Here is a 12812-nt window from a genome sequence, read left to right on the forward strand (position 1 = left end):
TGGAAGCAGACCCACTTAATACATCACATTAGTGAATCGAAACCTTTTCGGGAATGTGGGTCCCAGGAATTGGCGGGCATTGGGAGAGCAGGGATCGGCATCATGCCCCGACTGCCGGGGGGAGGTCGATGAAATGCGTGTGGCTGTGGCGGGTTGCCTGCACGAGTCCAACACTTTTGTGGGAAGCTGGACCGATCGCCGCTGCTTTGTCGAAGGCTATCTGGGTTGGGGGGAGGCGTTGATACCCGTCTGGGGTCCTGCCCATCATGAAGTGGGTGGCTTTTTGGCTGCCTTGGCGCAGGAAGGTGTGGATACAATCCCGATCGGAATGGCTTGGGCCACGCCGGGAGGCCCGGTGACCGATGCGTTCTTTGATGAGGTTTGCGATCGGTTCTGCACGGAATTGCGTCGTTGTCGTCCCGATGGCATCCTCCTGGCGCTCCACGGCGCAATGGTCACGCCCCGTTTCCATAGCGCTGACACCGAACTCTTGTCCCGCGTCCGGTCTGCTGTCGGCGATGACATTCCTGTAGCTGTTACTTTGGATTTCCATGCCAATGTCACCGCGGAAATGGCTGACTTGGCCGACATCATCGTTGCCTATCAGACTTATCCTCACGTGGATCAATGGCAGTGCGGATACAAGGCAGCCCAACTTCTCATAAGTGCCCTTCGGCAGAAACGCCGTCCCGTGACAGTTGTGGCCAAACCTCCGTTATTCATTCCCATTTTGGCTCAGGAGACGCAACAGCCACCGATGAGCGAACTCCTGGAGCAGGCCCGGCAACTCGAACAACGTCCGGGAGTGCTGGCGGTCAGCCTTGTGGCGGGGTTCCCCTATGCAGATGTGCCGGCGATGGGAGCCTCGGTGGTGGTGGTGGCCCAAGGAGACCAGCGTCCCGCAGCCGCCGAAGCGGCGGAAGAATTGGCTGCCTCTTTGTGGTCCCGACGTCACCAACTCCAGGTTCCGGCATATACGATCCCGGAGGCGGTCCAGCGGGGGTGCACGGCTCCGAGCACGCCTGTTCTCCTCATCGACCTGGGAGATAACATCGGAGGCGGTACAGCGGGGGATGGCACCCGATTACTGGAAGAGTTGCTCCGCCAGAAAGTGCAGGGGTTCCTGGCTGTACTCTGGGCACCTGAGGCTGTGGCCATGGCCCGTCAGCGAGGTGTGGGTGCTTCGTTAACCGTCACGGTGGGCGGTACAGACCCCCGCCAGGGTTCTCCCCTGACCCTGCATGGGATTGTGCGCGCGCTGCATGATGGTCGCTGGATCGAACCGGACCCTCGTCATGGCGGTCGGCGCTTTCATGACCAAGGCCCCACGGCCGTTCTGGAACTCGACGATGACAATCTGCTGGTTCTCAATTCGCTCCGCACGCCGCCCTTCAGTTTGGGCCAATTGACGAGCCTGGGTCTGGAGCCGGCTCGGCGGCGGATGATCATCGTCAAGGCAGCCATCGCATATAAGGCGGCCTATACATCAATCGCTGGGACGATCCTGCCAGTCGACACTCCCGGACCGACCGCTGCGCAACCCCATCTCTGGCCTGAACATTTTCCCTATGCTCGGATCTCCCGCCCTTTATTCCCCTTGGATGCGGAAGCGCTCTGGTAATCGAAAGCAGAACCGTCTAGAGGATGCCAAAACGCTGGAAAGCCTGGGTGGCGCTCATTCCTGCCGCCAAGGCCTTACGGACTTGATTTTCCCCGCTGACCTTCTCCTCGGCACGACGAAGAACTTCCTCGGCGATACTCTGAGGAATAGCCACGATACCATCGTGGTCCGCCAGGATCAGATCTCCCGGATAGACCAGCACTTCCCCGCAAGAAATGGGGACATTATGGGCAATTACCTCCAGCCGTCCCCGACTGTCAGCGGGGTGACAACCTACGTGGAACACCGGAAATTGCATTTGCTGGATGGCTCGGCTGTCCCGTGTCGGACCATCGAGAATCACTCCCCGGCAACCGCGGTAGCGGGCAGCGGTCGAAAGCAATTCCCCCCAGAAACTCCACTGGCAAGGGGATACTACCAGAACATCATCCGGTTGCAAAGTATCGACGGCGGCTAGTTCGCCAGCATAGGGGTGGGCGGGGTCTCGCTCGCGTGCGGGAGCCGTTTGCACCGTTAATGCGAAACCGGCACAACGGGCCTCCGGCCAGAGAGGACGGATCCGAGGGTGGAATGCCTGTTGGCGGTATCCCAGACTATCGAGAATGTCGCACACCACCGCCGTGTACAACCGGCCTAACCGCTCCACCCAGTCCTGCCGCTGAGAATGATTCCCTGGGGTTGTCATGGTGGTCTTACCTATTGGTGGGGGGATGCGTCAGGTTGGATTCTTTTCCGCCGTTCTTCGTGGTTTCTCATAGCAGTTTGCCGGCAGTTTGCCGGTCGTTCATCAACTGGAGGCGAGGATGTGGATGATGTCCCCGTCCTGAACGATATACGTTTTTCCTTCAGTGCGCATAAGGCCGCGGGTTTTGGCTTCTTTTTCCGAATATCCGCAGGCGAGGAAATCCGCATAGCTGATGACATTGGCCCGGACGAACTTCTCCGCCAGGTCTGTGTGGATGCAGGCGGCTGCTTCCAGAACTGTGGCCCCGACCGGGATGGCCCAAGAGCGGCATTCATCTTCCCCAACCGTGAAGAAGACTTGCCGGCCGGCCCCGTAGAAAATGCCGCGGATCACCTCCTCGCGCTGCAACTGTTGCAAACCCAGTTCCTGCATGAACACTCGGCGATCGTCCTCCGGGAGGGCTTGCAGCTCTAGCTCAAGTTTCGCGGGGGCGTGCAAGACGGTGGGTGACAACCGCTTCAACTCCGCTAGCTCTGGCTCTGGGATGGGTGTTTCCCCGCGGTTGATCAGTACGATTTCCGGCTTGAGCGTCAGCAACTGGAAGCTCCGCACCATCTTTTCCTCGTCTGGGTTCAGACCCAAGGCGGAGGCGGGTTGACCTTGTTCCAGCGCCTGTCCGATGCGTTGCAGCAGGCGTAGTTCGGCTTCATCGGCTTCGATTTCCTTGGGGGGGCGAGCGCGTTTTTTCAGTTGCAACTCTAGCCGACTCATGCGATTGCTGACCACTTCCAGGTCTGCCAAAAGGCATTCCTCCCGGAATCGCCGCCATTGTTCCACCCAGTCACGACGGCTGAAACCGTCCAGCACCACGACTATGGCGCCTGCCTCGCGGATGATGGCCAACCGGCGAGGGTTGTCCTTACGCTCTTCGGTGAGAAGGCCTGGCGTATCCAGCAGCGCTAGCTTGGCGAACACCGGTTCCGGTTTCTTGGGTCGATACCGAGCCGTGATGGCGCGCAGTCGGTCGTCTGGTACGTCCACCATCGCCGTTTGGCCCTGTTGTACCTTGGCAGGGTCCGGCCTTTCCCCACTGAGCCACTCGAAAACCGTGCTCTTTCCCGAACCGGCAAATCCGACTAGCCCGACTTTCATGCCTTGCTATCCGTGGGTTCCTGCGATAACCCGGCTACATACTTCCCGGCGAGGGTTTACTTTCCGATGGAAAAAACACAATGCCGCCTGTCGTTCTACGAGCTGGGCGGGGAAGTGGCTGGCGATCCGCTGAAAGGAACGACAGATTTGGCTCAGAGCAAGCCGTAGTTGATCAGGGTTTGCCGGATCCGTTGTTCACCGGCAGCGTCCAACGGACACATGGGCAAGCGCAATTCTCCAGTCCCGCGTCCGAGGAGCTTCATGGCGGTTTTGATGGGGATCGGGTTGGTGGCTACACTGAGCATATCCCGGCAGAGGGGGAAGAGTTTGTGATGCCAGCGTTGCGCTTCAGCGATCTGGCCCCGATTGAAAGCATGGACCAAGGCCATCATGTCTTGTGGGACGATATTGCCCACCACACTGACCACGCCGCGTCCTCCGATGCTCATGAGGGGGAGTGTCAGGCTGTCGTCTCCGCTCAGCAGCGTTAGATCGCACAAAGCGGCAATCTGGCTAGCTTGGTCGAGGGAACCCGAGGCTTCTTTGACCGCCACGACGTGGGGAAAAGCCTGAGCGAGACGGGCGATAGTTTCTGGGAGGATATTGGAGCCAGTGCGGCCTGGGATGTTATACAGCACCATGGGCAGGTCCACCGCTTCCGCGATGGCCGCAAAGTGACGGTAGTATCCTTCCTGCGTCGGCTTGTTGTAATAGGGACCGACTTGGAGGGTGCCATCTGCCCCGGCCTTCTTGGCCGCTTTGGTCATGCGGATAGCCTCAGCCGTACAATTGGAGCCGGTACCCGCCATCACCTTGAGCCGCCCGCGTGCCCGCTCGCAAACATAGGCCACGACCCGTTCATGCTCCTCGTGACTGAGGGTCGGGGATTCTCCCGTGGTCCCGCAGGGTGCCAAGGCCGGCGTGCCTTGCTCGCAGTGCCAGTCCACTAGCCGTCCCAATTCCGACCAATCGATTTCGCCGTTGCGGAATGGCGTCACGAGCGCTACCGTGACTCCTGCGAACATTTCCCCGCGTGTCGTGGCCATGACCTCGTCCTCGTCGATTGCCTGCTACCCTCTCTTGTGTTCCCGCTCGGAGAATCAGCTCGAACAGATGTCGCGCCCCGATCCTTTCGGTTCTTGCTGCTCTTTCTGCCTAGTACATCTTTATTCCCTGGCTGGCAGACATCCAAGGGGGAAACGAGAGGGATGTTCAGGCTTTGCAGCCTCGGCTGGGAATCGATGGCATATCTTTCTGAACAACAGCTCGGATTATCCCAGATGGTGAGAACTAAGAGACTCTCAGCGATGGCTCCCCATACACTGGCAGGGCTGGTCGTGTCAAAAAGTCACTAGGATGAATGGGGGTTATTCCCAACGTTGTTCGTGCCGATGGTTGCCGGGAGTGTCATTCCCCCCTTCCGCGTCTATTGAGTGGTCGGTCCTACCAGAACCTTGACCCCCGGTGCATACTGAGAGCCTAGGGCGTTTTTGACTTTGTCCAGATCAAACGCCTCGCGGGACGTTACGGTGAATCGGACCTGTCGTTTGCGGCGATCCGCTTGGATGGAGCCTGCCTCTACCCACGGTAGAGTTGTGAGTGCCGCCCTCACATTGTCCGGTCAACTCGCTCAGGTCATGCGGGGTACTTTAAGGACGACCTGATTGGGGCCGTCGGTGGGCAGCGGTTCATCTACTTGATTCTGCGAGCTGCAACTGAGCAGGATAGCTCCCAATGTACCCACCATAGCGAGGTAAGTTGCAGCTTGAACTAGCCGATGTGGCGTGGCTAACACCTTCGATCTCCTTGATGACGAGTTGAGGTAGGGGTCTTGCAGTCTGTTTTCTATCTTATACTAGAGTTCCCGGAGAGCACAAGAACAGATGAATCCAGCTTGGCGGGGAAGCGCGGGTTTGTTCCGAGAACACTGTCAGCCGGCAGGGGTGTCTGCTAAGCTGATGCATCGAGGGGTCATGCAAGTGATACGAGGCTGGAAATGTATCCCGATCGTGTTCTGGTTGTAATTGGCCGGACCCGGCACAAGATGGTGGTGGCGGAGCTTCAGGAGGCCGTCAAGCGAGGGGCGAAGTTCATCGAGCTGCGCCTGGACTTTCTAGCCAAAGCGGTGGAATTCAAGCGCCTGACGCCCTACAAGCAGTGTGCGTGGGTGGCCACGTTACGCCGGCCTGCCGATGGTGGGCGCTTCACAGGTACGGAAAACGAACGGCAGATGATCCTGCGGCAAGCCATTGTGTCCGGGGCGTTTGAATGGGTCGATCTGGAAACCGACATCGCCTCGACCATTCCCCGATACGGTTCGGTCAAGCGGATCATCAGTTATCACAACGTCAGCGAGACACCGGCGGCACTGGAGGATATTTACGCGGGGATGCTGAAGCAGGACGGGGATGTTTACAAAATCGCCGTGGCGGCCCAGCGCCCGGAGGATGTGGCCCGCGTTCTGAAATTGCAGCAGAGCGCTCCCAAGCCGACGGTGGCGTTTTGCCTGGGAGATATAGGCCAGCCCAGCCGCTTCCTATCGCTCCGCTGGGGGGCACCGTGGATCTATGCCGCTTTCAACAAGGAGCGAGGAATCGCTCCCGGTTTGCCCAATTGGGACGAGTTCCGCTACAACTACCCGGTTGCGACACTCCAGCGGAATACCCGAGTGTTCGGCGTTTTGGGAGACCCGGTCGATCACAGTCTCAGTCCGCTGCTGCACAATCAACTGTTCCGTCGCATGGGAGTGGATGCCATTTATTTGCCCTTCCGTGTTCCTAAGGGGATGCTGGCCGAGGCGTTGCAGGCCTACGGCAGCGTACCGGTCAGCGGCTATAGCGTGACCATCCCTCACAAGGAAATGGCAGCGACCCTGGCCCGCGAAAAACAAACCGAGGTGGAAGTGACCGCGGCAGCGAACACCCTGGTACGACGCTCAGACGGTCAATTTGTGGCCTACAACACCGACTATTCCGCAGCCGTGGAATCCCTCCGCGCTCACTTCCAGGAACGAGCCAAGGATGGACCGGTTCCTCAATTTGGTCAACTTACCTTCTTGATCCTCGGAGCGGGCGGAGTGGCGCGTGCCATCGCCCACGCTTTGCATCGCGAAGGAGCGCACCTGACTATCACGAGTCGGACCTATGAACGTGCCCAACGCTTGGCTGAGGAAGTCCACTGCCGGGTCGTGGATTGGCAGGCCCGCCATAGCGTCAGTTGTGATGTCCTGATCAACTGCACCCCAGTCGGGATGCATCCGAACGTGGATGAAGCTCCCATCCACTTCAGCTTCCTCAATCCTGGCATGACCGTGTTTGATACCATCTACCGTCCGGAGACGACGCTGCTCATCCGCGAAGCGCGTAGCCGGGGATGCCATACGATCACGGGTGTGGACATGTTCGTGCGGCAGGCGGCACGCCAATTCGAGTTGTTCACCGGCTTGACCCCGGACTTAGAATTGATGCGTGATATCGTACGCAGGGCCCTCTCACCCCTCACTCACGCTTTCGATGAACCGATTGGCTCCGCCGCTCCTTCCACCACGGCTCCTTCCTCGGCGGAAAAGCCGGACAGCACAGGCTGACGGCTTCAACGACATCCATCGTCGGCTCTTTCAATGACATCCACCCTCTGTCGGCTTTCGCTTGAGGGGTATTTCCTAAGAAGCTAGCCAGTTATGAGCGAACCGGAACCACCGCTGCCTGCTGCTTCCCCCTTCCCCTACCGGCTTGAGTCTGTTCCGCAGGTGCAGCCGAGGACTCCTCGCATCCTGCTCGTCGGCTACCGTGGCACAGGCAAGAGTACAGTGGGGCGCAGTTTGGCGGCGGCGTTGAAATGGAGCTTCGTCGATTGTGACGAAGAAGTGGAACGTCTGGCAGGACGGAGCATCGCGGACATTTTCGCCCAAGAGGGAGAAGAAAGGTTTCGCGAGCGCGAAGCAGCGGTGCTCCGCGAGGTCTGCCAGCAGCAGGAGTGCGTCATCGCAACGGGCGGAGGTGTGGTCCTGCGGGAATCTAATCGCTTGTTGCTACGTCAAGCGGGGTGGGTCGTCTGGTTACGGGCGGAACCGGAAATCATCCTGAGTCGCCTTCAGAGGGATCCATGGACGGCGGCGCGCCGACCGGCTCTGACAGAGCAAGGGGGGCTAGCGGAAATCTGTACACTGCTCGTCCAAAGAACGCCGTTGTATGCGGCAGTGGCCGACCATGTCGTGGACACAGATCGCCTATCGCCGCAGGCAGTGGTCGCTGCTATCCTCACGGCATGGAGTGGTGGAACATGGCGCCGCTGATCCTCTGGTGCTGCTTCGCCCTGGTTTTGGGGCTGGCGGTCGGCTCGTTCCTCAATGTGCTTATCGCTCGACTGCCCTACGAAAAAAGTATACTCTGGCCGGGGTCACATTGCCTCCACTGCTATCGGCCGATCCGCCGCTGGGACAACATACCAGTGCTGGGATACCTTCGGCTCCGCGGGCGTTGTCGTTGGTGTGGAACGCCTTTCGGGAGCCGCTATCTCTGGGTGGAATTGGGCACAGGTTTTGCCTTCCTGCTATTGTTTGTTCTGGAAGTGCTGGTCAATTGGTATGACATCCCCCAGATGCGCGTTGATCTCCGCCGGGGTTTCTCGGTTTTGCCGCCTGGGCCGGCCTTGGCTTTGTTTTTCTACCACAGTGTGCTGATCAGTGCCCTGATTGCTGCCGCCGTAATCGATGCTGAGCATCGTATCATTCCCCCTTTGATTCCCTACAGTGGGCTAGTTGTTGGTGTGATCGGCGGGGCCTGTATGCCGTGGCCATGGCCCCAGCCTCCAGAAACAGCTCAGCGCCTGCCGGAAAACATCCCTTGGATTTTCCCGGAAATGTGGGGATTGATTCCTCTGGGTGTTCAACCCTGGCCTGTGTGGGGACCTCTGCCACATTGGGCGCCTGCGGGAAGCTGGCAGTTGGGACTACTTAACAGCCTAATCGGAGCTTTTGCAGGTTCGATCACAGTTCGCTTGATCCGCTGGCTCTTCAGTACCGGTTTTGGCCGTGAGGCCCTCGGCTTAGGGGATGCAGATCTGCTCATGATGGCTGGCGCCTTTTTAGGCTGGCAGATTGCCGTCCTGTCTTTGTTCGTCGGGTCCATCGTGGCTTTGGTGATGTTCGTGGTCGCACTGCTGTTTGTGCCGGGGAATGGCCAGTCGGCGACACAAACCAGCGGGCCATCGGCCAGTCAGGCTTTGTCACCGACGGCGGGAACGAGCGGTCGGGAGATTCCGTTCGGTCCCGGCTTAGCCGTAGGGGTAGTGCTGACGTGGCTAGCCTGGCCGTGGCTCGGCCCGCGTGTGCAGTTCATCTTTTTCGACGCCGTCATCTTCGGTCTCGCGGCCTTCATCATCTGCATGGGCATGTTGGCCGCCGGCTTGCTCCTGCGCCGCCCGGCGGAAGATTCCTTGGGGACAACTGCCTCGCCGTTACCTTCTGCCAAAACTCCCGCCTCGGATCGCCCTTCGACACGATAGGAAGGATCCCTTGCCGCTGGCGTCGGATAAGAAATCTACCGCACGCAAACTCGAATACGATGACCCTGAGACCCCTTCGGGTACAGGATGGGGAAGCCATGAATGCGATGGTGATTGTGGATTACGGGATGGGCAATCTCCGCAGCGTGCAGAAGGCCCTGGAATGCCTGGGCTACCCAGCACAAATCACTAGCGATCCGGAGGAAGTCCGCCGGGCTGGCAAAGTCATTCTGCCGGGAGTTGGTGCATTTGCGGATGCTATGACCCGCCTGCGGGAGAGCGGCTTGGACGAAGCCCTCCGGCACTTCGTGGCCACGGGACGCCCGCTGCTTGGGATTTGTCTGGGATTGCAACTGTTATTCAGCCGAAGCCATGAAGATGGCCTCCATGAGGGACTGAACCTTCTGGCGGGAGAGGTGGTCCGATTCGCGAGTGCTCCGCGCCTGAAAGTTCCGCACATGGGGTGGAACACACTGAGGCTCCAGCAGCCAACCTGTCCCCTGTTTCGCGGTCTGACTCCTGAACCCACAGTCTATTTCGTGCATTCTTATTACGCTATGCCCGCGGACCCCTCCATCGTTGCAGCGACCGCCGATTATCCGACTCCCTTTGCCGCTGTAGTCTGGAAGGATAACCTGGTGGCAACGCAATTCCATCCGGAAAAGAGCCAGCGAGTCGGCTTACAGATGCTGGCCAACTTTGCACAATGGAAAGGCGAAGCTTGAATCCTCGATTATTTTCCCGCGGTAGGGTGAAACAGGCCACCAAGGCTGTAAAAGGACCCAATTTGAGGCCCAGGCCGTTGCTGCCGCGGGAAACGCTGCCACTGAAGTTCAGGCTGACACCGCGGCAGGAGGAGGACACCATTGAGGTTTGGACGGTCTCAAAAGCCGAGTCCTTTCGTTGTGGTTTTGATGCGGACGATCTTGTCATTCGCGCAGATGTAAAGCACAGAGCCATCGTTGCCGAAAGCGCAGTTGGCATTACGGTCGCCGATGACGATCTTGCCCAGGTAGGTGAAGTCGGGAGCAAAGACAAAAACTCCGTCCGGCCCGGTGGCAAAGATGTTTCCCTTTTGGTCCACTTTCAATCCGTCCGGCAAACCGGGTTTCCCCGCCTTGACTTCCGCCGTCGCGTCGTGAATGACTTTCCCTGGTCCCAAAGTGCCGTCGTCCTTGATTGGGAAAGCCATCCAGACGGCTCGTTCTGGGTCCGAATTGGCGACGTATAGCGTCTTTTCATCCGGTGACAGTCCAATGCCGTTGGGTCGGCTCATCTCCTTGGTCAGTAAGGTCAAATCCCCTTTGGCCGAGAGGCGGAAGACTCCCTGAAAATCAAGTTCCTTAGCCGGGTCCTTAACTCCTTGGGGAAGGCCGTAGGGTGGATCGGTGAAATACAGATCGCCGTTTCGAGCGAAGACCAGATCGTTAGGGCTATTGAAGCGCTTACCCATGTAGCGATCGACGAGGGTTTCAAAGGTTCCGTTTTTATAGCGTGCGATACGTCGGTCTCCATGCTGGCACAGGATCAGGTAACCGTCCTTGTCGAAGGCTAGGCCGTTGGCCCCCGGTTCATAACCCGTGAACTTGTTCTTGCCGGTATAACCGCTGGGTTCCAGATAAGTTTTGACCCCCTCCCGCTCGGACCAGATCATCACGCGGTTGTTGGGAATGTCCGTAAACAGCAGAGCATTGTTCTTTTTGTCCCAAACAGGACCCTCGGTCCATTTGAAGCCGGCCGCTAGAACCTCGATGACGGCATCTTTGGGGATGAGGGCATCGATGCGGGGGTCCTTGCGTTCGACACGGCCGATTGTCCCTTGCTTTTTCCCTTGGGCCAAGGCGGCAGGGTGGGGGATTCCTGCACTTCCAATCGCAGCGAGCATTCCACCCATCCAGAAAGTGACAGGAATGGCCAACGGTGAGAAGCGGCGGAAGGCGGTCAGGTTGATCATGGGTAGGACTCCGGAATGAAGCTGGAATTCCTTCTTGGCGGGGCGGCGACAACGAGCCGCACGTCAAACATCGTAACGTTCCCGGCCTCGGAGACAAGCACCTTGCGGAGAGCTGGAGGGATAGGACCTGTAAGTCTGCAATCCCGTTTCCCAGCGGCAAGACTCTTGTCCTATATCATGTCTAAGCGGTCAGACATAATCTGGCAGGGGATGCAGGAGCATACCAGTTTTCCCACAATAAAGAGCGTTGTCCCTGTGGAGGGGTTCTCCTGGTTCTCCCTCGTGCAGGAGTAGGGAGATTTGCAACCCGGCAGTGGGACCAGTAACGGGAGTAACCTATGTCCGCGAAGATCGACATGGCTCGGTTTGCCCGGTTCTGCAAGGATATGGGATTTATCTATCAATCCTCGGAGATTTATGGGGGAATCAATGGCTTTTGGGACTATGGTCCTCTCGGCGTCGAGTTGAAGCGCAACATCAAAGAGGCTTGGTGGCATGACATGGTACGCCATCCGCCGGTCGGACCGGATGGACGGGACCTGCGGATGGTCGGTCTCGATTGTGCGATCATCATGAATCCGCGGGTCTGGGAAGCCAGCGGGCACGTGGCCGGTTTCAGTGATCTGATGGTGGATTGCAAGGAATGCAAGGGCCGCTTCCGGGCCGACCAGATTCAGGATATTCCTTGCCCTCTCAAACCCAGCCTGATGGTTGGAAAATATGAGAAATGCCAGTTGACTGAGCCGCGGGCCTTCAACCTTATGTTCCAAACCTATGTCGGAGCGGTGCAAAGCCCGGAAAACGTGGCCTATCTCCGCCCGGAGACCGCCCAAGGTATCTTCGTCAACTTCAAAAACGTTCTGGACTCCAGCCGTCTGAAACTCCCTTTCGGAATCGCGCAAATTGGCAAGGCCTTCCGCAATGAGATCAATCCGCGCAATTACACTTTCCGCAGCCGAGAATTCGAGCAGATGGAAATCGAGTTTTTCTGCCACCCTAAGGACTCGATGATGTGGTACGAATACTGGCGGGAGGTTCGCAAACAATGGTACGTCCGCTTAGGCTTGACCAGCGACAAGCTCCGGGCACGCGAGCAATCCCGTGAAGAGTTGGCCCATTACTCTTGCGGTACGACAGATATCGAATATCTCTTCCCCTTCGCGGACGAACCCCAAGAGTTGGAAGGCGTAGCGCATCGGGGGGACTTCGATCTCAAGGCTCACGCCCAGCACAGTGGTAAGGATCTGAGTTATTTTGACGAGGACGGATGGAATGCTCTGCTGGCGGAGCGGCTTGCCCCCTTTCAACAGGATAAACCCCGCCGAGAGGAGGAAAAGAAGCGCTTGGAGCGGGAAGAGAAGCCCAAGTTCCAGTTCCTGCCGCATGTCATCGAGCCGTCCGCCGGCGTGGACCGCTTCCTGTTGGCGGTACTCTGCGAAGCCTACACGGAAGATCAGGTGCCTGATGCTAAGGGAAACCTGGAAAGCCGGACGGTGATGCGCTTCCATCCCCGCTTGGCCCCGATCAAAGCGGCCGTCTTTCCCTTGGTCAATAAGGATGGTATGGACGAAATCGCCTACAAACTCTACCGGGAGTTGAAGGCGCATTTCCCCGTGGTGTACGACCACAGTGGAGCGATCGGGCGGCGCTACCGGCGGCAGGACGAAGCAGGGACGCCCTTCTGCATTACCATCGATGGGGAAACGCTACAGAACAGCTCCGTCACCATCCGGGATCGGGATACTTTGCGGCAGATTCGCATCAATCTCAGTGAGGTGCGTTCCTGGTTGGCCGACGCCTTGCGCCCCGCATGATGTCTACCATTCCAGAGACAATTCTCTAAAGCCTTTCTGGCGTTGAAACCAATCGGTTTCTGGTGTTACAAGCGAAGTCTC

At 58.4% G+C, this 12812-nt stretch carries 11 protein-coding genes; 6 read left to right on the top strand and 5 right to left on the bottom strand.

What is annotated here, in order from left to right; translation table 11 throughout:
- Nucleotides 1-133 precede the first annotated feature (133 nt).
- Nucleotides 134-1621 (top strand): M81 family metallopeptidase, encoded by a 1488-nt coding sequence (locus tag H0921_RS04280; RefSeq protein WP_194536807.1) that lies wholly within the window; start codon nucleotides 134-136, stop codon nucleotides 1619-1621.
- Nucleotides 1622-1637: 16 nt separating this feature from the next.
- Here H0921_RS04280 and H0921_RS04285 read toward each other — a convergent pair whose 3' ends face one another.
- From H0921_RS04285 to H0921_RS04300, 4 genes are all read right to left on the bottom strand, one after another.
- The gene (locus H0921_RS04285; protein ID WP_194536808.1) at nucleotides 1638-2306 is read right to left on the bottom strand and encodes an RraA family protein; all 669 of its coding nucleotides are present in this window, start codon (nucleotides 2304-2306) and stop codon (nucleotides 1638-1640) included.
- A 102-nt stretch (nucleotides 2307-2408) separates the two neighbouring features.
- Nucleotides 2409-3458, bottom strand: coding sequence for a DUF933 domain-containing protein (locus H0921_RS04290; protein WP_194536809.1), 1050 nt, complete (start codon nucleotides 3456-3458; stop codon nucleotides 2409-2411).
- A 152-nt stretch (nucleotides 3459-3610) separates the two neighbouring features.
- Nucleotides 3611-4504, bottom strand: coding sequence for a 4-hydroxy-tetrahydrodipicolinate synthase (gene dapA, locus H0921_RS04295; protein WP_194536810.1), 894 nt, complete (start codon nucleotides 4502-4504; stop codon nucleotides 3611-3613).
- Nucleotides 4505-5088: 584 nt separating this feature from the next.
- Nucleotides 5089-5253: a hypothetical protein gene (locus tag H0921_RS04300; protein ID WP_194536811.1), complete on the bottom strand. Its 165-nt coding sequence runs from the start codon at nucleotides 5251-5253 to the stop codon at nucleotides 5089-5091.
- A gap of 201 nt (nucleotides 5254-5454) precedes the next feature.
- Here H0921_RS04300 and aroE point away from each other — a divergent pair, with 201 nt between their 5' ends.
- From aroE to hisH, 4 genes are all read left to right on the top strand, one after another.
- Complete coding sequence (gene aroE / locus H0921_RS04305) at nucleotides 5455-7044, top strand: shikimate dehydrogenase (protein WP_194536812.1); 1590 nt, start codon at nucleotides 5455-5457, stop codon at nucleotides 7042-7044.
- Between the two features lie 93 nt (nucleotides 7045-7137).
- Nucleotides 7138-7752 (top strand): shikimate kinase AroL, encoded by a 615-nt coding sequence (gene aroL / locus H0921_RS04310; protein WP_194536813.1) that lies wholly within the window; start codon nucleotides 7138-7140, stop codon nucleotides 7750-7752.
- A complete protein-coding gene (locus H0921_RS04315) occupies nucleotides 7740-8963 on the top strand; it encodes a prepilin peptidase (RefSeq protein ID WP_194536814.1) in 1224 nt (407 codons plus the stop codon). Before aroL ends, H0921_RS04315 begins: the two co-directional genes overlap by 13 nt.
- A 98-nt stretch (nucleotides 8964-9061) precedes the next feature.
- Nucleotides 9062-9688, top strand: a complete 627-nt coding sequence (gene hisH / locus H0921_RS04320) for an imidazole glycerol phosphate synthase subunit HisH (protein WP_194536815.1) — start codon at nucleotides 9062-9064, stop codon at nucleotides 9686-9688.
- Between the two features lie 158 nt (nucleotides 9689-9846).
- On the opposite strand, the gene H0921_RS04325 is transcribed toward hisH, so the two are convergent.
- On the bottom strand, nucleotides 9847-10917 hold the full coding sequence (locus H0921_RS04325) for an SMP-30/gluconolactonase/LRE family protein (protein ID WP_228498990.1): 1071 nt from the start codon (nucleotides 10915-10917) through the stop codon (nucleotides 9847-9849).
- Nucleotides 10918-11255: 338 nt separating this feature from the next.
- Here H0921_RS04325 and H0921_RS04330 point away from each other — a divergent pair, with 338 nt between their 5' ends.
- On the top strand, nucleotides 11256-12731 hold the full coding sequence (locus tag H0921_RS04330) for a glycine--tRNA ligase (RefSeq protein ID WP_194536816.1): 1476 nt from the start codon (nucleotides 11256-11258) through the stop codon (nucleotides 12729-12731).
- Nucleotides 12732-12812: the final 81 nt, after the last annotated feature.

The organism is Thermogemmata fonticola (assembly GCF_013694095.1).
Lineage (GTDB): Bacteria > Planctomycetota > Planctomycetia > Gemmatales > Gemmataceae > Thermogemmata > Thermogemmata fonticola.